The sequence below is a fragment of the Phyllobacterium sp. NPDC097923 genome (genome assembly GCF_044760925.1).
GTDB classification, from domain to species: Bacteria; Pseudomonadota; Alphaproteobacteria; order Rhizobiales; family Rhizobiaceae; genus Phyllobacterium; species Phyllobacterium calauticae.
On sequence record NZ_JBIWBL010000005.1, the window covers coordinates 268,660 to 288,197 of the forward strand.

The 19,538-nt window shown below is 60.2% G+C and carries 16 protein-coding genes and 1 tRNA gene; 8 read left to right on the forward strand and 9 right to left on the reverse strand.

Annotated features, from left to right (window positions below):
* Window positions 1-4: 4 nt before the first annotated feature.
* Window positions 5-4,723 carry a glutamate synthase large subunit gene (gltB, locus tag ACIQWS_RS21640; RefSeq protein WP_403184148.1) on the reverse strand — a complete coding sequence of 1,573 codons (4,719 nt, stop codon included), beginning with the start codon at window positions 4,721-4,723 and terminating at the stop codon, window positions 5-7.
* A 453-nt stretch (window positions 4,724-5,176) separates the two neighbouring features.
* Here gltB and ACIQWS_RS21645 point away from each other — a divergent pair, with 453 nt between their 5' ends.
* Window positions 5,177-6,226 carry a threonine aldolase family protein gene (locus ACIQWS_RS21645; protein WP_403184150.1) on the forward strand — a complete coding sequence of 350 codons (1,050 nt, stop codon included), beginning with the start codon at window positions 5,177-5,179 and terminating at the stop codon, window positions 6,224-6,226.
* A gap of 46 nt (window positions 6,227-6,272) precedes the next feature.
* Here the strand turns inward: ACIQWS_RS21645 and ACIQWS_RS21650 are convergent, their stop codons facing one another.
* The gene (locus tag ACIQWS_RS21650; RefSeq protein ID WP_403184152.1) at window positions 6,273-6,743 is read right to left on the reverse strand and encodes an Hsp20 family protein; all 471 of its coding nucleotides are present in this window, start codon (window positions 6,741-6,743) and stop codon (window positions 6,273-6,275) included.
* Window positions 6,744-7,041: 298 nt separating this feature from the next.
* Here ACIQWS_RS21650 and ACIQWS_RS21655 point away from each other — a divergent pair, with 298 nt between their 5' ends.
* Complete coding sequence (locus tag ACIQWS_RS21655; protein WP_403184154.1) at window positions 7,042-7,491, forward strand: hypothetical protein; 450 nt, start codon at window positions 7,042-7,044, stop codon at window positions 7,489-7,491.
* A 194-nt stretch (window positions 7,492-7,685) separates the two neighbouring features.
* On the forward strand, window positions 7,686-8,669 hold the full coding sequence (locus ACIQWS_RS21660) for an alpha/beta hydrolase (protein ID WP_346305330.1): 984 nt from the start codon (window positions 7,686-7,688) through the stop codon (window positions 8,667-8,669).
* A gap of 4 nt (window positions 8,670-8,673) precedes the next feature.
* Here ACIQWS_RS21660 and hisN read toward each other — a convergent pair whose 3' ends face one another.
* Both hisN and ACIQWS_RS21670 read right to left on the reverse strand, forming a co-directional pair.
* The gene (hisN, locus tag ACIQWS_RS21665) at window positions 8,674-9,447 is read right to left on the reverse strand and encodes a histidinol-phosphatase (protein WP_288194345.1); all 774 of its coding nucleotides are present in this window, start codon (window positions 9,445-9,447) and stop codon (window positions 8,674-8,676) included.
* Between the two features lie 249 nt (window positions 9,448-9,696).
* On the reverse strand, window positions 9,697-10,587 hold the full coding sequence (locus tag ACIQWS_RS21670) for an N-formylglutamate amidohydrolase (protein ID WP_346305329.1): 891 nt from the start codon (window positions 10,585-10,587) through the stop codon (window positions 9,697-9,699).
* 275 nt (window positions 10,588-10,862) lie between these two features.
* Between ACIQWS_RS21670 and cpdR the strand changes: the two genes are divergently transcribed.
* Both cpdR and ACIQWS_RS21680 read left to right on the forward strand, forming a co-directional pair.
* On the forward strand, window positions 10,863-11,225 hold the full coding sequence (cpdR, locus tag ACIQWS_RS21675) for a cell cycle two-component system response regulator CpdR (protein WP_091878276.1): 363 nt from the start codon (window positions 10,863-10,865) through the stop codon (window positions 11,223-11,225).
* Window positions 11,226-11,326: 101 nt separating this feature from the next.
* Window positions 11,327-11,401: transfer RNA gene (locus ACIQWS_RS21680), tRNA-Val, on the forward strand.
* 94 nt (window positions 11,402-11,495) lie between these two features.
* Here the strand turns inward: ACIQWS_RS21680 and ACIQWS_RS21685 are convergent.
* Window positions 11,496-12,455, reverse strand: coding sequence for an NAD(P)H-binding protein (locus ACIQWS_RS21685; protein WP_403184160.1), 960 nt, complete (start codon window positions 12,453-12,455; stop codon window positions 11,496-11,498).
* 88 nt (window positions 12,456-12,543) lie between these two features.
* Between ACIQWS_RS21685 and ACIQWS_RS21690 the strand changes: the two genes are divergently transcribed.
* Window positions 12,544-13,470: a LysR family transcriptional regulator gene (locus ACIQWS_RS21690; RefSeq protein WP_403184161.1), complete on the forward strand. Its 927-nt coding sequence runs from the start codon at window positions 12,544-12,546 to the stop codon at window positions 13,468-13,470.
* A 131-nt stretch (window positions 13,471-13,601) separates the two neighbouring features.
* The gene (locus ACIQWS_RS21695; protein WP_223615957.1) at window positions 13,602-14,084 is read left to right on the forward strand and encodes a MaoC family dehydratase; all 483 of its coding nucleotides are present in this window, start codon (window positions 13,602-13,604) and stop codon (window positions 14,082-14,084) included.
* Here ACIQWS_RS21695 and ACIQWS_RS21700 read toward each other — a convergent pair whose 3' ends face one another.
* Window positions 14,085-15,269, reverse strand: a complete 1,185-nt coding sequence (locus ACIQWS_RS21700; protein WP_403184163.1) for an alpha/beta hydrolase — start codon at window positions 15,267-15,269, stop codon at window positions 14,085-14,087.
* Window positions 15,270-15,322: 53 nt separating this feature from the next.
* Here ACIQWS_RS21700 and ACIQWS_RS21705 point away from each other — a divergent pair, with 53 nt between their 5' ends.
* Window positions 15,323-15,499, forward strand: a complete 177-nt coding sequence (locus ACIQWS_RS21705) for a hypothetical protein (RefSeq protein ID WP_403184165.1) — start codon at window positions 15,323-15,325, stop codon at window positions 15,497-15,499.
* Window positions 15,500-15,600: 101 nt separating this feature from the next.
* Here the strand turns inward: ACIQWS_RS21705 and ACIQWS_RS21710 are convergent, their stop codons facing one another.
* From ACIQWS_RS21710 to ACIQWS_RS21720, 3 genes are read right to left on the reverse strand one after another with little or no spacing between them, the layout of a single operon-like run.
* Window positions 15,601-16,158, reverse strand: coding sequence for a sarcosine oxidase subunit gamma (locus tag ACIQWS_RS21710; protein WP_403184167.1), 558 nt, complete (start codon window positions 16,156-16,158; stop codon window positions 15,601-15,603).
* Window positions 16,151-19,156: a sarcosine oxidase subunit alpha gene (locus tag ACIQWS_RS21715; protein ID WP_403184169.1), complete on the reverse strand. Its 3,006-nt coding sequence runs from the start codon at window positions 19,154-19,156 to the stop codon at window positions 16,151-16,153. Before ACIQWS_RS21715 ends, ACIQWS_RS21710 begins: the two co-directional genes overlap by 8 nt.
* A gap of 3 nt (window positions 19,157-19,159) precedes the next feature.
* Complete coding sequence (locus ACIQWS_RS21720; RefSeq protein WP_223615953.1) at window positions 19,160-19,519, reverse strand: sarcosine oxidase subunit delta; 360 nt, start codon at window positions 19,517-19,519, stop codon at window positions 19,160-19,162.
* Between the last annotated feature and the right edge of the window lie 19 nt (window positions 19,520-19,538).

A 19,538-nucleotide genomic window follows, 5' to 3' on the forward strand; every position in this document is an offset into this window, starting at 1 on the left:
GATTTTATTCCGCTGCGACACCCATCCGCATGCGCTCCATATCTTCGAGCGCCCGGCGGTATTCGACCGGCATGACTTTCACGAATTTCGGCCGGAAGGCTTCCCAATTGTCGAGAATTTCCTTCGCCCGGCCCGAACCCGTGTAATGCATGTGGTTCGAGATGAGCTGCACGAGGCGTTCCTCGTCATGCCTGGTCATATTGGCCGAGACATCGACGCGGCCCTTATGGGCCAGATCGCCGCCGTGATGGTGCAGTTTTTCGAGGATATCATCCTCTTCCGGCACCGGCTCCAGCTCGACCATCGCCATGTTGCAGCGCTGGGCAAAATCACCGGCTTCATCGAGGACGTAGGCCACGCCGCCGGACATGCCTGCCGCGAAGTTGCGTCCCGTCTGGCCGATGACCACGACGACACCGCCGGTCATGTATTCGCAGCCATGATCGCCCGTGCCTTCAACCACCGCGATGGCGCCGGAGTTGCGCACGGCAAAGCGTTCGCCCGCGACGCCGCGGAAATAGGCTTCGCCTTCGATGGCACCGTACAGCACGGTATTGCCGACGATGATGGAATTCTCAGGCACGATTTTCGTGTTGTCCGGCGGGCGAATAACGATACGTCCGCCGCACAGGCCCTTGCCGACATAATCATTGCCGTCGCCGATCAGCTCGAACGAAATGCCGCGTGCGAGGAATGCCGCAAAGGACTGGCCGGCCGTCCCGGTGAACGTGACCGAGATCGTGTCTTCCTTCAGACCCTTGTGCCGGTAGCGCTTGGCCACCTCACCCGACAGCATGGCACCCGCCGATCGGTCAACATTCTTGATCGGCATTTCGATCTTGACCGGGATCTTGCTTTCCAGCGCGGGCATGGCCTGCTCGATCAGCTTGCGATCCAGGATATCGGTGATCGGATGGTTCTGCCGCTCGGTCCAGCGCGTCTTTTCCTCCGCCGCTTCCGGCTTGTGGAAGATGCGGGTGAAATCGAGACCCTTGGCTTTCCAGTGATCGATCATCTCGCGCTTTTCGAGCAGTTCGGCCTTGCCGACGATCTCTTCCAGCCTTGTATAACCCATGTCGGCCAGGAACTGCCGCACCTCTTCCGCCATGAAGAAGAAGAAGTTGATGACGTGTTCCGGCGTGCCCTTGAAGCGCTTGCGCAGGACGGGATCCTGCGTTGCCACACCGACCGGGCAGGTGTTGAGATGGCACTTGCGCATCATGATGCAGCCGGCGGAAATCAGCGGCGCCGTGGAGAAGCCGAATTCGTCGGCGCCCAGCAGGGCACCGATGATCACGTCGCGGCCGGTGCGCAGACCGCCGTCGACCTGCAGGGCAATGCGCGAGCGCAGGCCGTTGAGCACCAGCGTCTGCTGGGTCTCGGCAAGGCCCATTTCCCACGGGGAACCGGCATGCTTGAGCGAAGTGAGCGGCGATGCACCCGTGCCGCCGTCATAGCCCGATATGGTGATGTGGTCGGCGCGCGCCTTGGCAACGCCGGCCGCAACCGTGCCGACGCCGACTTCCGACACCAGCTTGACCGAAACATCGGCTTGCGGGTTGACGTTCTTCAGATCGTAGATGAGCTGCGCCAGATCCTCGATGGAATAGATGTCATGGTGCGGCGGCGGCGAAATCAGGCCGACACCCGGCGTGGAGTGGCGGGTCTTGGCAACCGTCGCGTCGACCTTGTGGCCGGGCAGCTGGCCGCCCTCGCCGGGCTTGGCACCCTGCGCCACCTTGATCTGCATCATGTCGGAGTTGACGAGATATTCGGTCGTCACGCCAAAGCGTCCCGATGCGACCTGCTTGATGGCCGAGCGTTCGGGGTTCGGCTTGCCGTCCGGCAGCGGATAGAAGCGGTCCGGCTCCTCGCCGCCCTCACCCGTGTTCGACTTGCCGCCGATCCGGTTCATGGCGACGGCAAGGGTCGTGTGCGCCTCGCGGCTGATCGAGCCGAACGACATGGCGCCGGTTGAGAACCGCTTGACGATATCCTTGGCCGGTTCGACATCGTCGATGGTGACAGGCTTGCGCCCGGCATCTCCAGCCATCCTGATCTTGAACAGGCCGCGGATGGTCTGCGCGCGGGCGGACTCGCTGTTCACCAGATCGGAATATTCCCTGAACGTGGTGGCCGACTCCGTGCGCACAGCGTGCTGCAGCTTGGCTACCGCATCCGGCGACCAGAGATGTGCCTCGCCGCGCATGCGGTAGGCATATTCACCGCCGACATCCAGCGTGCTGAGCAGGACCGGGTCATTGCCGAATGCATCGCGGTGGCGGCGCACCGTCTCCTCGGCCACTTCCTCCAGGCCGACACCTTCGATGGTCGTCGCCGTTCCGAAGAAGAAGCGGTCGACGAATTCCGACTTGAGACCGACCGCATCGAAAATCTGCGCGCCGCAATAGGACTGGTAGGTGGAGATGCCCATCTTGGACATGACCTTGAGGATGCCCTTGCCGATGGACTTGATGTAACGCGATACGACTTCCTTGGAGTCCACTTCCGGCGGAAACTCGCCGCGCTTGTGCATGTCGAGCAGCGTATCGAAGGCAAGATAGGGGTTGATCGCTTCCGCGCCATAGCCGGCGAGGCAGCAGAAATGGTGCACTTCGCGCGGCTCGCCCGATTCCACGACCAGGCCGACGGAGGTGCGCTGGCCCTTGCGGATAAGGTGATGGTGGACGGCAGCCGTCGCCAGCAGTGCCGGGATCGGAATGCGGTCCGGCCCGACCTGACGGTCGGACAGGATGATGATGTTGTAGCCGCCATGCACGGCCGCCTCGGCGCGTTCGCACAGACGCTCCAGCGCACCGGCCATGCCAGCCGCGCCTTCCTCGACATTATAGGCGATATCCAGCGTCTTCGTATCGAAGCGGTCTTCCGTGTGGCCGATGGAGCGGATCTTTTCCAGATCGCCATTGGTCAGGATCGGCTGGCGCACTTCCAGACGCTTGCGGCGGGACGTGCCGACCAGATCGAAAATGTTCGGACGCGGACCGATGAACGAAACAAGGCTCATCACCAGTTCCTCGCGGATCGGATCGATCGGCGGGTTGGTGACCTGCGCAAAGTTCTGCTTGAAATAGGTGTAGAGCATCTTCGACTTGTCGGACATGGCCGAGATCGGCGTGTCCGTACCCATCGAGCCGATGGCTTCCTGCCCCGTCGTCGCCATCGGCGACATCAGCAGCTTGGTGTCTTCCTGCGTATAGCCAAAGGACTGCTGGCGGTCGAGCAGGCTGACATCCTTGCGCAGCGCGCGCGGCTCGACCGGGCTCAGCTCTTCAAGAATGAGCTGGGTGTTCTTCAGCCATGTCTTGTAGGGATGCCGGTTGGCGATCTCGGACTTGATCGTGTCGTCGGAGACGATTTCGCCCTTTTCCATGTCGATCAGCAGCATGCGGCCCGGCTGAAGCCGCCACTTCTTGACGATCTTTTCCTCCGGTACCGGCAGCACGCCGGCTTCCGACGCCATGATGACGAAATCATCGTCGGTGACGATATAGCGGGCCGGACGCAGACCGTTGCGGTCGAGCGTCGCGCCGATCTGGCGGCCATCGGTGAAGGCAACCGCTGCCGGGCCGTCCCATGGCTCCATCAGGGCGGCATGATATTCGTAGAAAGCCTTGCGGTCGTCCGACATCAGCTTGTTGCCCGACCATGCCTCGGGAATGAGCATCATCATCGAATGGGCGAGCGAGTAGCCGCCCTGGAACAGGAATTCCAGCGCGTTGTCGAAACAGGCCGTATCGGACTGGCCTTCATAGGAAATCGGCCAGAGCTTCGAGATGTCGTTGCCGAAGAATTCGCTGTCGACAGACGCCTGACGCGCCGCCATCCAGTTGACGTTGCCGCGCAGGGTGTTGATTTCACCATTGTGCGCAACCATGCGGTAGGGATGCGCCAGCTTCCACGACGGGAAAGTGTTGGTCGAGAACCGCTGATGCACCAGCGCCACCGCGCTGACAAAACGCGGATCCTTCAGATCCTTGTAATAGGCGCCGACCTGATAGGCGAGGAACATGCCCTTGTAGACGATGGTGCGCGCCGACATGGACACGACGTAGAAGTCGCTCTCCTTGCCGCCGTTCTCCTGATAGATGCGGTTGGAAATCACCTTGCGCAGGATAAACAGCCGGCCTTCGAAATCCTCGTTGGATTCGATGTTCGGGTTGCGCCCGATGAACACCTGGCGGTGGAACGGTTCCGTCGCCGCGATATGCGGCGCCTTGGACAGGGACGAATTGTCGACGGGAACATCGCGGAAGCCGATCAGCGTCTGACCTTCCGAGGCGATCACTTCCGTGATGACGGTTTCGATATGGGCGCGCTCTTCGGCATCCTGCGGCATGAACAGATAACCGACGGCGTAATGATTGACCGGCGGCAGCTCGACACCCTTTTCGGCCCATTCCGCGCGGAAAAACGCATCGGGAATCTGCACGAGCATGCCTGCGCCATCGCCCATCAGCGGGTCGGCGCCGACGGCACCGCGATGCGTCAGGTTTTCGAGCATGAACAGCCCGTCTTCAATGATCTTGTGCGACTTGACACCCTTCATATGCGCGACGAAACCGACGCCGCAGGCGTCATGTTCGTTGCGCGGGTCGTACAAGCCTTGTCGGGTGGGAATGCCGGACGATTTATTGGTTTTGACCGCACGGTTCTGTACGGCCTGAGCAAGTTCAGTCGTTACAGATGGCGTCAAATCCGACATCGTCATTCCCTCCAAATGGGCCCCTTGGGGCGGTCAATTCCTCGCGGGACGGAATAGCATATATTCCTGCCCCTTCTGGTGCGGCATATCTTCCGGTTGCAAACTGCGGTCACCATTTTGAGGACGGAAGCACCCTTGCTTGCCATCCCGCGCTTGGATCGTGCAAATTAGGACAGCATTGCTGTCATATCCTCGTATGCCAGAATAATTCCAAACAAACAAGATGGAAAAGCAAAAAATAACAGCATTGGACGAAATATCATTGCGCAAACATCGGGTGATTTATGCATTTCATTTCGAGTCAGGCGTTTTCCCCTAAATAAGCAAGGAAAAACAGACGGTTCCGCCACACACCCCGAAAGTCCCTTGCGGGAAAGACATCATCTTCTGCTTTCCAGCCCGCGGGGAAAAGCGTAAGCGTGGCGGCGTCAGTTTCACATCCGAGGTTGTTTCATGCTTTTCGCATCCGATAATTGGGCCGGAGCCCATCCGAAAATTGCCGAAAATCTGACCAGACATGCCAGCGGTTTCGCGGCTGCCTATGGCACGGGCGATCTCGACCGCGCCGTCCAGCAGACATTCAGCGCAATTTTCGAGCGCGACGTCGTCGTCTTCTTTGTCGGGACCGGAACAGCGGCCAATTCCCTGGCGCAGGCCAGCATCGTCCGTCCTGGCGGCATCACCTTTGCCCACCGCGAAGCGCACATGATTGCCGATGAGGCAGGTGCCCCCGGATTTTTCGCGAGCGGCGCACGGGTGCAGGCCATCGACGGGCCAACCGGCCGCATTGCCATCGATAATCTGAAAGCCGCCCTGAACGGCTTCCCCGAAGGCCACGTCCATGCGGGCCAGCCGATGAGTGTTTCCATTACGCAGTCGACCGAAAGCGGTACACTGTATGAATTGGCCGAGATCGCCGCCATCTCAGCGTTGTGCCGGGAAAACGGCCTGCCGCTGCACATGGATGGCGCGCGTTTTGCCAATGCGCTTGTCTCGCTTGGCTGTTCCCCTGCGGAAATGACCTGGAAACAGGGCGTCGACATCCTGTCATTCGGCGGCACCAAGAATGGCTGCTGGTGTGCGGAAGCGCTGGTTTTCATGAACCCCGAACAAGCAAGGCAGATGCCCTATATCCGCATGCGGTCGGCACAGAATTTTTCAAAATCCCGCTTCATCGCGGCCCAGTTCGAGGCTTATTTTGCCGACGGGCTGTGGCTGGAAACGGCAACGCATGCCAATGCCATGGCGGCGGAACTGGCAAAGCTGATCAGCAATTCGAACGATCTGCGTCTCGCCTGGCAGCCACGCGCCAATGAAGTGTTCGCGATCATGAAAAAGCAGACATCGGCAAAACTGCAGGCGGCGGGCGCCGTTTTCTATGACTGGCACACGCCCCATGCCGAAAAGGGCCACGTTGCCGAAGACGAAACGATCACCCGTTTTGTCACGAGCTTCGCCACGACCTCCGAAGACATCCGCCGCTTCGGCGACCTGATCGCATAAAAAAGCGGCGCAATCGCGCCGCTTCTTTCACTCAAGCCATAAAAGCTCAGTTCGTGGTCTTGGCTTCGATCTGCTTGGCTGTCTTTTCCGACAGGGCAGTGACAGCGATCTTGCGCGGCTTCATTTCCTCGGGAATTTCGCGCTTGAGATCAATATGCAGCAAGCCGTTTTTCAGGCTGGCACCACTGACTTCCACGAAATCGGCAAGGTGGAAGCGGCGCTCGAACGCGCGGGAAGCAATGCCGCGATACAGGGTTTCGGCATTATCGTCCGATGTTTCAGCACCCTTTTCGCCGGTCACCTTGAGCTGGTTGCGATGGGCTTCGATCTGGATTTCGTCTTCCGAGAAGCCGGCAACGGCCATGGTGATGCGGTAGGTGTTCTCGCCGGTCCGCTCGATATTGTAGGGCGGATAGGACTGGGCACCGTCTGGCTGAGCCAGCGAGTCGAGGATGGTGAAAAGCCGGTCAAAACCGACAGTCGAACGATAGAGTGGGGAAAAATCCACGTGACGCATAGTAAGCCCTCCTTTAGAGCGACAATGTTGCGTGTTCTGGCTCGTCAAGAGACCCCCTCAATCGGCAAGTCCCGCTGAACCAGTGACCCCGTTATGGCGGTCACATCAGGTATTTGGGAAACGGCCAGAGCCATTTCAAGCCCCCTTTTGCTGCCGGATGTTCCGGTTTTTACACCTCCGAACGCATCCCGCAGCGATGAACGCCAGATGAACGCGCCCTTCGGGATACGTTCACACGCCCTCCCCTATAAACACATCCAACGCCGGGATTTGACCGGCAAGAGACGAGGACAAGATGATGAAAAAGACTGTTCTGGCACTGACCGCCGCCGCCCTGCTGGTCACAGGCTTTTCTGCCTCGGCCATGGCCGACGACTTCACCTATCGCGGTGACCGGGCAATCTACATGGATGGCGGCGGTGACATGGATGGCCTGCTCGTTCAGGACCGCCGTTTCTATGGTGATCGGCGTGGAGAATGGCGCCGCGATGAGCGCTTCCGCGACCAGATCGGTCCGCGCGAGGTAACCCGCATGCTGGAGCGCCGCGGCTACCGTGTCCGCGATGTGAACTTCGAACGCGGCCGTTATTTTGTCCAGGCATGGCGCCGCGGCGCGCCGGTTCTGGTCACCGTATCCCGCGATGGCGACATCCTCGATACCCGCGTGATGGACGATCGGCGCGGCTACCGCGACCGCCGCAGCGACAACGGGTTCAGCATCGAGATCCGCCCGGCGAACGGCTACTGATTTCCTGAGATCGTTCCAGGTGTAACGTCCCTTCCGCCTGGAATGTACTGACCGGAAGCCCTCCCAAGGGTTTCCGGTCATTTTTTTGTTTTTACGCGAACCCGGTTTGACCTTTATTGCCATGCATTTTATCAAAAGATGCAAATGCACCCGTGTGATCCCCCCATGGGCGGGACGAGGACTGACCGGTATTCATGACCCATCCGCTTGTCGAAACAGCCGCCAACCCGACACCGCAGGATGCCCGCGTTGCCGCATTGCCGCTCAAGGGCGGCAGGCAGCTGCGCTACGCGATTTTCCCCGCCACCACCCATCCCGTCCAGGGCACCGTGATCATCCTGCAGGGCCGCAACGAATGCATTGAAAAATACTTCGAGACCATCCGTGACATTGCCAAGCGGGGTTTTGCCGTGGCCACCTTCGACTGGCGCGGCCAGGGCGGTTCGAGCCGCCTGCTGAAGGACCCGCTGCGCGGCCATGTCCGGAGTTTCGACCATTATGCGGCCGACCTGGAGCTGCTGTTCGAAAGCGTGCTCCTGCCCGACTGCCGCGGACCGTTTTACGTGCTGGCCCATTCCACCGGCGCGCTGGCGGCGCTTCTTGCAGCCCCTGCCCTGGCAAACCGCATCCGCCGCATGGTGCTGATGGTGCCGCTACTCGACGTCAACGGCAGCCGGCTCGGCAAGATCCTGCTCAGCGCCGTCGCCAATAGCCTGCGGCTGACCGGTCTCGGCGGGATGTACATCCGCGGCGGCAAGCCGGTGATCAAGCCCTTTGCCCTCAACGAGGTTACATCGGACGCCGCGCGCTACCTGCGCAACAGCGAAATAGTGAAAACCGCGCCGGAGCTCGCCATTGGCGGCCCGACCGCCGGATGGATAGCGTCGGCGGCCAAGGCGATCAAACGCGTGACGAATCCCGATTACATCGAGGCGATCCGCATCCCCAGCCTTGTCGTCGCCGCCGGGGCGGACAGCGTTGTGTCCACCCCGGCAATCGAACGGTTCGCCCTGCAATTGCGCAATGCGACACTGGTCACCATCGACGGCGCCAAGCATGAAATCCTGCAGGAAAAGGATTTTTACCGCGAACAGTTTTTCGCGGCATTCGATGCCTTCATTCCCGGAACCGGCGGCGACATGGCTGGTATAGAGAACGAACAGGCCACGCAGATGTGAGCTTTCAGCGGTTGAGAAGCTCCAGCGCCTGTGCGTGCAGTTCCTTTGAGCCCGCCGCCACGATATCGCCGGCCTTTTCCGCCGGGCCGCCATCCCAATTGGTGATGACACCGCCCGCCTTTTCGATGATCGGCACCAGCGCAACGATATCGTAGGGATGCAAGGCGGTCTCCACCACCAGATCGACGAAACCGGCGGCAATCATGGCATAGCCGTAGCAGTCGGCGCCGTAACGCGGCATGCGCACGCTGCGCTCCACACGGTCATAGGCCTCGCGCTTCTTGTCCTTGAACAGGGCTGGTGTCGTGGTGAACAGCGTGGCCTGGGCGATATCCGGGTTCTGCCGGGTTTTCAGCTGGCGCGCGCCACCCGGTCCCTCGTAATAGGATGCCGTGCCGTCGCACATGAACAGCTCACCGGTGAAGGGCTGTGCCATGACGCCGGCCACCGCATCGCCATCGATGGTCAAGCCCGCAAGTGTGCCCCACACCGGCAGGCCTGAAATGAAGGCGCGCGTGCCGTCGATGGGATCGATCACCCAGACATGCGAAGCGTCGAGATTTTCCGAACCAAACTCCTCGCCCATGATGCCGTGAGCGGGAAAGGTGCTGTTGATCAGCGCGCGAATCGCCCGTTCGGCTTCCCTGTCGGCCTCGGTGACCGGGTCGAATCCCACCTGATATTTGTTGTCGATGGACGAAACGGTGCGAAAGCGGGGCAATGTCTGCGCTGCCGCAACCTCGGCAATCCGCCGCAAAAACGAAAGTTCAATGGCCAAAATGGTTCCTCGCGATCAAAATTTTCTCATTTACCTGCATTGTCGGCTAAATTATTGCATTTTTTTTAGGCACATAATGATGTTGCTTAAAAAAACGCACAAATCACTTGACATTTGTGCGATGCAGCATAGATTGGTTAACAGACGGGGTGACCTGTCTATGCCCTCCTTGGGCGTTTCCTCCCTAGACTTGGACCGCGCACTTGCGCGGTCTTTTTTTGTTTGCGGACGGGCAACAGCAACAAGACCCTATTCCGCCGCGAGCGGCACATCGAGGAAGTGGAAGTCCGGCAGCGAAACGAGATCGGCCAGGAACTGGCTGATATCGCGCTGCAGCTGCCCGAAGCCCGATTTGCGCTCGTAATTGTGCTCATTGAGATAAAGGCCGCGATTGACCTCGATCTGCAATGCATGGAAACGCTTGAGCGGGCGCCCGTAATGCTCGGTGATGTAACCGCCCGCATAGGGCTTGTTGTGCGCCACCGCATAGCCCATCTCGCGCAGGAGGTGGATGGCGGTGTGCGTCAATTCCGGCGAACAGCTGGTGCCGAACCGGTCGCCGATGATGAAGTCCGGGCGCAGGCCGCTTTCCGGAAACCGGATGCCGGTGGGCATGGAATGGCAATCGACGAGAACGCCATAGCCAAAACGGCTGCGCGTTTCCACCAGCATCCCGGCAAGCAGCGCATGATAGGGCTTGTAGATCGTGGTGATGCGGCCGAGCGCTTCCTCGACAGGCAGTTTCTGCGCGTAGATTTCCTGCCCTTCGCCGACAAGGCGCGGAACGGTGCCAAGACCGCCGGCAACCCGGGCCGAATTTGCATTGGCAAAAGAGGGAAGCGAATCGCTGAACATCTTCGCGTCGAGTTCATAGGGCTCGCGGTTGACGTCGAGATAGGCGCGGGGGAAATGCGCCACCAGCATCGGCGCACCGAGCATGACGCTGGCGGCAAAGAGCTGATCGACGAAACAGTCTTCCGAGCGGCGAATCGTTTGCGCATCGAGCTGCGACTGCTGCAGGAAGGCCGGCGGATAAACCTGACCGCTGTGCGGCGAATTGAACACAAACGGAATACGCTGGTCAGCCGGCCGGCGCAGTTCATAGGGCAGCTTGTCAGGGAAATCGCGCTCGAGGGTCATCATTCACTTCGACGGTTTGCTTGAATATGCCGTTACTTTAGAGCAACTTCGCCCCGGAGGGAATTGATCAGCCGCCAAAGGCAGCGGAACTTTTCCAGGCTGACCGGACCAGGCGCATTCTTCAGCCGCCCGGCTGCGATCTTGCTCGACTTTTCCGGGGTTCCCCCTTATTTTCAGCAAATCATTCACGCGATCTTTACCAAAAAAGCGTCTTGTTAAGCATGATGGGGCGCCTGTCTGGGGATGATCAGGCGACAGACAATTCGGACGGACTGATGAAGAGAATCCTGCTAGCAGAAGATGACAATGACATGCGGCGCTTCCTGGTGAAGGCGCTGGAGAAGGCAGGATATCACGTCACGCCTTTCGACAATGGCGCAAGCGCCTACGACCGATTGCGCGAAGAGCCGTTTTCACTGCTGCTCACCGACATTGTCATGCCGGAGATGGACGGCATCGAGCTGGCACGCCGTGCGTCGGAAATCGACCCGGACCTGAAAATCATGTTCATCACCGGCTTTGCCGCCGTGGCGCTGAATTCCGATTCGAAAGCGCCGAAGGATGCGAAAGTGCTTTCCAAGCCTTTCCACCTGCGCGATCTCGTCAATGAGATTGAAAAAATGCTGGTAGCGGCCTGATCAAAGGCCCTATCTGCCTGCTCCGGTGAAGAAAGCCTGATAACTTCTTCCAACCCTATTGACGGACCGGAATCAATATGGTGTATGCGCCCCTGTCGGATGGGCGTGTAGCTCAGCGGGAGAGCACTACGTTGACATCGTAGGGGTCACAGGTTCAATCCCTGTCACGCCCACCATCCGAACTTCCCTGAACCATATTCTACTTTGCATCTGCGGTTCGTGGCAGTTTTGCCGCGTGAAGGCGGCACCCGCCAAAGGCAACCCGGGCTGTCAGAGACAGCCGAGGTCAGCCAGGGTCTGCCGTACTGCCTCATCGATCGGTGTCCTTGGCTCGGCCGCGAGTATGCCAACCAGACGCGTGTTCGTCATGCGCAGCGGTTGCTTCCACAGATACCGCATCTCCTTCAACTCATGCATGAATGCATTGAAGGGTGCCATGATCGGCACGATCCACCATGGAAACGATCTGACCTTCACCGGGCGGCCAACCACACGCCTGATGGCCGCTGCCATCTGCATGCCGTCCGCATCCCAGAAGCCTTGCATGTGATAGACCGCGAAACGGGGAAGGGTTTCGGCCCGGTCGACCAGTTGAGCCATTGTTTCGGCGACATCGGGAAGAAACGCCCATTGGTGTCCGATGCCGCGCCTTGAAGGGTTGCTGACGAGCGATACCGGCTTTCCCGGCGTGACAAGCCCTTGCGAGAACCAGTTGTTTGCGGCCTTCGGGCCAAAGAAATCACCAGCGCGCACGATCAGCACGTCGAGACCGGATGCGGAAGCATCCTTCAGACGCTGCTCCATCATGACACGCAGCCTGCCTTTTCGCGTGACGGGATGTTGCGGACTGTCCTCACCCAGTACCGGAAAGGCATCGGGTCCGAAATTATAGACAGTGCCGGGCAGAAGCACGCGGGCACCCACCCGTCTTGCCGCCGCGATGGTATTGTCGAGCATGGGCACAACAAGCTTCTCCCAGTCCCGGTATCCGGGCGGGTTGACGGCATGGACGATCAGGGACACGCCCTCCGCTGCCTTGCTGACATCCTGCGGATTGAGGGCATCACCCGCAATCCATTCGAAATCACCCGCGGTTTTCCCGGCCTTGCCGACGTCGCGCGTCAGGGCCTTGATATACCAGCCTCGCTTCAGGAGGTTGCGTGCTACCGCACCGCCGATGCCACCTGTTGCGCCCAATACAAGCGCCATCTTCTGTTCTGTTGATTGCATGCGCGTTTTCTCCGTTGTCTAGGCAAGAGTGCACCAGCAATGTGATAAACAAAATTGACAAAATTCCTTGACTAGCTATACATAAATAATGCAACAGATGCCGAACTGGGATCTTTACTGGACCTTTCTTCATGTCATCCGGCACGGCTCGCTGTCCGCAGCGGCGCGCGAGCTCGGTTTGACACAGCCTACCGTGGGACGGCATATCGATACGCTGGAGGACCTTATTGGCGCCCAGCTCTTCACCCGCTCGCCGAACGGCCTGCTTGCAACCGATGCCGCGCTGGAACTGCAACCCTACGCTGCCGCCATGGCTGCCAATGCCGCGGCACTGGTCCGTCTGGCAACAGCACAGCGTGACGCGGTGGAAGGCACGGTACGCATTGGCGCGAGCGAGGTTATCGGCACCGAAGTTCTCCCACAGATACTCGCGCCGCTGCTTGAGACATATCCCGACTTGCACATCGAATTATCCGCCTCCGATACGGTCGAAAATCTCTTGAACCGCGAGGTTGATATTGCTGTCAGAATGGCAGAGCCCACGCAGGAGGCGCTGCTTGTGCGCAATGTCGGGGGCATTTCGCTCGGGCTCTACGCGCACCGTGCCTATCTTGCCAGATACGGCGTGCCCCGCACGCTGGCAGAATTGAAAAATCACCGGCTCATCGGGTTCGACAGGCAGACCGCCTTCATACGCAGCATCGAGAAACGTTTTCCGATGTCACACGAGCTTAAGTTCAGCTATCGCACGGATAACAATCTGGCCCAACTCGCCGCTATCCGGTCAGGAATTGGCATCGGCATATGCCAGGACAGTCTCGGCCAGGCAAATCCTGACCTCGTATGCCTGCTGCCCGACGCGTTTTCGATCATGCTGCCCACCTGGATCGCCATGCACGAAAACCTGCGGTCTTCACACCGCTTTCGGCTGATCTTCGATACGCTGATCAGAGGCATGCTTGCCCATATTGAACTGGCGTCAAGCAGGAAGGTGCAAGGTCCCCCTGCGTTCTGACGTGCTGATCATAACGGTGCGTTCCGGCTTTGAAACAACGGGGTGACGCGCAAGGGATGACATTTGGCTCATAAAAGTCTATCGACAGCCCCATCGATGATCTGATCCAATTTTCGGAAAGCCTTGGAACCATGAAGAACGCTATCACGCTCAAGCAGTTGAAGGCCGGTGTCGGCACAGAAATCGGCTGTTCGGAATGGCGCGTGGTCAGCCAGGACATGATCGACAAGTTTGCCGATGCGACCGATGATCACCAGTTCATCCATACCGATCCGGAGCGCGCGGCCAAGGAAACGCCGTTCGGCGGCACCATTGCCCATGGCTTCCTGACCATCTCGCTGCTGTCGACGCTCGCCTATGAGGCATTGCCGATGATCGAAGGCGCGACGATGGGCATCAATTACGGTTTCGACAAGGTGCGCTTCATGGCGCCGGTCAAATCCGGCAAGCAGGTGCGTGCCCGCTTCAAGCTGGTGGATGCGGATATCCGCCCGTCCGGCCGTGTGCTCAATAACTACGAAGTCACCCTGGAAATCGAAGGCTCGATCAAACCGGCACTCGTCGCCAATTGGCTGACGATTGCCGTGCTCGAGCATCCGCCGGAAATGGACTGATCAGGCGCGGACCGCCTCGACAAGCCGCCCGGCATCGTCCAGCGGCGGCGCACTGTCGCGCACGGCCAGATCCTGGAAGGCAAACGGCCCCTGCACGAACATGCCCATATCGTAGGCATTGCGGATCTGCGCGCCCTTCAGGAACAGAAGGTGCATCTTGAAAAAATTCTTCTTGGCACGCGCATAGCGCTTGGCGCTGTGAATGCGCTTGAACCGGATACGCCGGATCAGCGGTTCGGTGCGCGGGATTATCCCCAGCGCCGCCGCCGGGTTCGACCGGTAGAAATGCACGATATCCGCAATGGTCTGATACTCCGCCCACAGAACCGGCGTATCCTGCAGGACAACCCGCACGTCTTCCCGCAAATCCGTTGCACGCGGATGAAAGGCGATCATCAACAGGCACGAACCGGTCGCCACCAGCGAAACCGGCTGCTGCCTGATGAGCTGCGGCGCACTGCGCCAGACATCGGCAATGGCCTCGACAGCCGGCACCGTGCCAAGGCTGTGCCCGATGATGACCACCTCATCCGCGCCGCTCTCCCGCAGCTTCTCGGTCAAGTGGTCGGCAAAAGCCTTGCGCCGTTCCAGCAAAGCCGGACTGCGGCGGTAAATCCGGTCTGACGCCGCCGCCCAGTCATCCAAGAGGTAGGAAAGGAACACCTTTTCTCCGGGCCAGCGGATCAGGAGGCGGGCGATGCCGAGCGCAAGGGGAATGGTCCAAAACATGTGGTAGGCGCTGAAACCGCCAAACAATGGTCCAAGCCCGATCAGCAGCGCGACCAGCGAAATGAAACAGGTCAGCGCAAACGGCCACATGAAAAAGATGCAGAACCGCCAGCTTGTGCGCAGATACCGCCAGAAGGTGCCGGTGATGAGAATATCGAGAAACGCCATCAGGCCGGTGGCAAAACGCGTTACGACATTGCGCGCGGAATAGGCATCGAAGATATCGGCCGTGCCGTACTGGCAGAACTCGGTTTCGACCGTCCAGTTCGCCCCGGTTGTATCAAGCTGCATCGAGGCGATGTTCGGCCCCTCCGGCTGCATGGGCCCCGCTTTGGTTTTCGTGTGCCAGAGCGTGTTGAAATCAGCCGAGGCATTGAGATAGCGCCCGCGCACGGCATCGGGATGCAGGCCTTCATAGCCTGTAAAATTGATAACAAGGCGCTTTTTGACAGCCATAAACCACTCTCGCGACGCGACCGCGCGAATCGGCAGCCATCGGCATTCTCATTATGGCAAAGCACGGCGCAATTGTGATCGATAACGTCACCGGCGATCAATCTGCACACTATTATTACGCCGGGCTGTCAAATACCCGCGCATTCGGCAAAAAAGATCGTCATTGCATTGCGCATTATGCGTGGTTCGACAAGCTCACCATGAGGGAAATGGATTGGCTGCAAGGCTAATCTGGATCATTGCAGAATGTGGCTCCCTGCAATCCTCCGTCTCCCTCAGGGTGAGCTTGTCGAACCACGCACAAATGGGTGGGCCGGCTTAAGTCGTATGATCAGACAGCCACATCCCGCGCGGATTCCTGCAGAAAGCTGTAGGCATAGCCGGAGAAGGAGCGCCAGCATTCAACCCGGAACGTGTCCTCGGCCGTCCGCCACAGGACGATCTCGATCTTGCCGAGCACCGTGCGCGAGGCCGCGCCGACCGGAAAGGCACCGAGCGACAGGTCCTGCGGGCAACCGCCATTGACAACAGCATCGGCGCCCTTGCCGGAGACAATGATCCCGACATTGCGATGGGAGACGTCGACGGCGGAATGCAGCACCTTCACCTTGGCAAGATCGGCCACCAGCGAACTGCCGTCCGCATCGATGAGAAGCCATTCATCCGGACCGATCCACAGGGCCGCGCGGTTGCCCTGACTGGTGGTTGCCTTCGGCTTCAGCGGCAGGGAAAGGCCCAGCGCCTTCGACAGCGCCGCCACCGCATCGGGCCGCGCCCGCAGCGAAACGCGGGTGGCGTTATCAGCAAGGGTTACCGATACGGACCCGACCCCGGCATGGCCGGTCTGCAATGGATGCGCACGCTGCGCTGTTTGAGCAAGGTCAGCCATTCAACCGTTCTCCCTTTTCGTCGAAGAACACCGTTCCGGTCACTTCCACTTCAATCACGCCATCGGGCATCGGCACATAGAGCGTTTCGCCGAGCCGCTTTGTTCCGTCGATCACCAGGGCCATGGCAATCGACCGGCCGCAATTCTGCGACCAGTAGGACGATGTCACATGGCCGATCATCGTCATCGGCACCGGCTGGTTCGGGTTGGCGACGATCTGCGCGCCCTCCTCCAGCACCACATGGGCATCTTTGGTCTTCAGGCCAACCAGCTGCTTGCGACCATCCGCCACCAGATCGCGGCGCAACAGGCCGCGAATGCCGACATAATCCGTCTTGTTCTTGCCGATGGCCCAGGTCAGGCCCGCATCCTGCGGCGTCACTGTGCCGTCCGTATCCTGCCCGACGATGATATAGCCCTTCTCGGCGCGCAGCACGTGCATGGCCTCGGTGCCGTAGGGCGTCAGGCCCAGCGGCTTGCCGCGCTCGTAGACGGCCTCCCAGACGGCCCGGCCATAATCGGCAGGCACGTTGATCTCATAGCCCGCTTCACCGGTGAAGGACATGCGGAACAGCCGTGTCGGCACACCGCAGATCCTGCCTTCGCGCACGCTCATATGCGGCATGGCCTCGTTGGAAAGATCAATGCCTTCCACCAGCGGCGCGATGATCTCGCGGGCTTTCGGCCCCTGCACCGCAATGACGGCCCATTGCTCGGTCGTCGAGGTCAACCAGACGTTGAGGTGCGGGAATTCCGTCTGCAGATAGTCTTCCATGTGGTTCATGACGCGCGGCGCACCGCCGGTCGTCGTCGTCACATGAAAGCGGTCCTCGGCGAGGCGGCCAACGACGCCGTCGTCATAGATGAAACCGTCTTCGCGCAGCATGATGCCGTAGCGCAGGCGGCCGACACCGAGTTTTTCCCATGGATTGGTGTAGAGCAGCTCAAGGAATTTTGCCGCATCGGGCCCGACCACCTCGATCTTGCCGAGTGTCGAAGCGTCGAAGATACCGGCCTGATTGCGCACGGCGACACATTCGCGGTTCACCGCCGCATGCATGTCTTCACCCGCCTGCGGATAATACCAGGCGCGCTTCCACTGTCCGACATCCTCGAAGGCCGCACCCTGCGCCGCATGCCACGCATGCATCGGCGTGCGGCGGGTCGGGTCGAATAGGTCATGGCGGGCATGGTTGACGATCGCGCCGAAGGTCACCGGTGTGAACGGCGCCCGGAAGGTTGTCAGACCCACGGCCGGGATCGGCCGGTTGAGCGCTTCGGCGGCAATCGCCAGCCCATGCAGGTTGGAGGTCTTGCCCTGATCGGTGGCCATGCCGTTGGTGGTGAAACGCTTGACATGCTCGATGGAATGCATGCCTTCGCGCACCGCAAGGCGAACATCCTTGGCAGTCACGTCGTTCTGGAAATCGACAAAAGCCTTGACCGTCGTATCGGCACCGGCACCCGGCGCCGAGCCGATCATGCCGAGCACCCAGTCGGTTCCGCCTGTCGCCTTGAGCGCTGCGGTCTTGCCCTTGAAACCGGTCTCGCCGGCAAGCTTGCCGCCTGCGGCAACGGCTTCGTCCAGCGCCTGCTGCAGCCCGTCGCTGCCATTGCAGGCACCGACCGAAACGCAATCCTGCGCATAGGTGCCGGGCAGGAACCGCTCATTAGCGGCATCCCATGCCACCTTGCCGCGCGACTGCGAAAACAGGTGCACGGAGGGCGTCCAGCCCGCCGACATGATCAGCGCATCGACCCCGACCTTGCGCTCGCTGCCGCCCCGGTTGGGGCGGATACTGATGGAGGAGACGCGGCGCTTGCCGCCGGCGCTGAACACCGCATGACCGGTCACAACGTCGATGCCAAGCGAACGGGCTTCCTCGATTACCGGCGAGGATGGATTGTCCCGCGTGTCGACGATGACAGGGATATCGACGCCGGCGCGCTTCAGATCGATGGCCGCCGCATAGGCGGAATCATTGGCGGTATAGACGCCAACCTTGCGGCCGACCGCGACACCATACTGATTGAGATAGGCGCGCGCTGCCGAAGCCAGCAGAATGCCGGGACGGTCATTGTTGGCGAAAACCATGTGCCGTTCGATGGCACCGGTCGCCAGGATGACCTTCCTGGCACGCACTTGCCACAGGCGTTCCCTCGGCATGTCGGAGCCGGGATTGCTCAGATGGTCGCTGATCCGCTCGACAAGGCCGACAAAATTCTGGGCGTAGTAACCGAACGCCGTGGTGCGGGTGAGAACCGTGACGTTGTCCATGGCGCGCAGGGATGCCAGCGTCTCCGTGGCCCAGTCATAACCCGGCTTGCCGTCGATGGTCACGTCGGTCTCGTAGCGCAGTGCGCCGCCCGCTTCCGCCTGCTCATCGCAGATGATGACCTTGGCACCGGTTTGCGCGGCGCTGAGCGCAGCGGCAAGACCGGCAGCGCCGCCGCCGACCACCAGCACATCGCAATGGGCGAAACGGTTGGAATAGCGGTCCGTATCGGCTTCACCAGGAACAACACCAAGACCGGCCGCCGCGCGGATCTTTGGCTCGTAGATGGTTTTCCATGCGAACTTCGGCCACATGAACGTCTTGTAGTAGAAGCCTGCAGGCAGCATGGGCGAAAACACGTCATTGATCGCACCGACGTCGAAGGTCAGCGACGGCCAGCGGTTCTGCGACTTGACCTGCAGCCCGTCATAGATCTCCTGCACCGTCGCCCGCACGTTCGGCTGCTTGCGGGATTTGTCCCGCTCGATATCAACCAGCGCATTCGGCTCTTCGCTGCCCGCGGAGAGGATGCCGCGCGGACGGTGGTATTTGAACGAACGGCCGACCAGATGAATGCCGTTGGCAAGCAGCGCCGAAGCCAGCGTGTCGCCTTCAAGACCCGTCAGGCTCTGCCCGTCAAAGGTGAAGCGGACGGTCTTCGCCGGGACCAGGCGGCCGGCACCGGCAATACGGTTGCTTCCGGAGTGGGATGGAGTGCTCATGGCTTACAGCTCCCCTTTCTTGGCGCGGGGGGCGCGTTTCTTTGCAGGTTCAGCATCGGAAACGGTTTCCGGATTGAGAAGCGTTTCGACATCCGGGCGCGGTTCGCCCGCCTTGTAGACGGTCAGGAACTTGTCGGAGACGGAATCGCGCACGGCATTGAAGAAACGTCCGCAGCCGTGAATATGCCGCCAGCGCTCGAACTGCAGCCCCTTGGGGTTCTGGCGGAAATACAGGAAGGCGGCAAAGTCTTCGTCCGATTGTTCCGATATGGCCGGGGAGCGCACGAGATGCGCTTCACCCGCGTTGCGGAATTCCAGCTCCGGGCGCTCTTCTTCGCAATAGGGGCATTTGATGAGAAGCATTGTCGTCGTCTCGTTTCTT

What these genes read in the sequence shown, in the direction of transcription:
- ACIQWS_RS21705 (WP_403184165.1), top strand. Translation starts at nt 15,323, where the DNA reads ATGGCAAAGCACGGCGCAATTGTGATCGATAACGTCACCGGCGATCAA.
- ACIQWS_RS21650 (WP_403184152.1), bottom strand. Translation starts at nt 6,743, where the DNA reads ATGCGTCACGTGGATTTTTCCCCACTCTATCGTTCGACTGTCGGTTTT.
- ACIQWS_RS21720 (WP_223615953.1), bottom strand. Translation starts at nt 19,519, where the DNA reads ATGCTTCTCATCAAATGCCCCTATTGCGAAGAAGAGCGCCCGGAGCTG.
- gltB (WP_403184148.1), bottom strand. Translation starts at nt 4,723, where the DNA reads ATGTCGGATTTGACGCCATCTGTAACGACTGAACTTGCTCAGGCCGTA.
- ACIQWS_RS21655 (WP_403184154.1), top strand. Translation starts at nt 7,042, where the DNA reads ATGAAAAAGACTGTTCTGGCACTGACCGCCGCCGCCCTGCTGGTCACA.
- ACIQWS_RS21715 (WP_403184169.1), bottom strand. Translation starts at nt 19,156, where the DNA reads ATGAGCACTCCATCCCACTCCGGAAGCAACCGTATTGCCGGTGCCGGC.
- ACIQWS_RS21700 (WP_403184163.1), bottom strand. Translation starts at nt 15,269, where the DNA reads ATGGCTGTCAAAAAGCGCCTTGTTATCAATTTTACAGGCTATGAAGGC.
- ACIQWS_RS21695 (WP_223615957.1), top strand. Translation starts at nt 13,602, where the DNA reads ATGAAGAACGCTATCACGCTCAAGCAGTTGAAGGCCGGTGTCGGCACA.
- ACIQWS_RS21710 (WP_403184167.1), bottom strand. Translation starts at nt 16,158, where the DNA reads ATGGCTGACCTTGCTCAAACAGCGCAGCGTGCGCATCCATTGCAGACC.
- ACIQWS_RS21685 (WP_403184160.1), bottom strand. Translation starts at nt 12,455, where the DNA reads ATGCAATCAACAGAACAGAAGATGGCGCTTGTATTGGGCGCAACAGGT.
- ACIQWS_RS21660 (WP_346305330.1), top strand. Translation starts at nt 7,686, where the DNA reads ATGACCCATCCGCTTGTCGAAACAGCCGCCAACCCGACACCGCAGGAT.
- ACIQWS_RS21670 (WP_346305329.1), bottom strand. Translation starts at nt 10,587, where the DNA reads ATGACCCTCGAGCGCGATTTCCCTGACAAGCTGCCCTATGAACTGCGC.
- ACIQWS_RS21690 (WP_403184161.1), top strand. Translation starts at nt 12,544, where the DNA reads ATGCAACAGATGCCGAACTGGGATCTTTACTGGACCTTTCTTCATGTC.
- cpdR (WP_091878276.1), top strand. Translation starts at nt 10,863, where the DNA reads ATGAAGAGAATCCTGCTAGCAGAAGATGACAATGACATGCGGCGCTTC.
- ACIQWS_RS21645 (WP_403184150.1), top strand. Translation starts at nt 5,177, where the DNA reads ATGCTTTTCGCATCCGATAATTGGGCCGGAGCCCATCCGAAAATTGCC.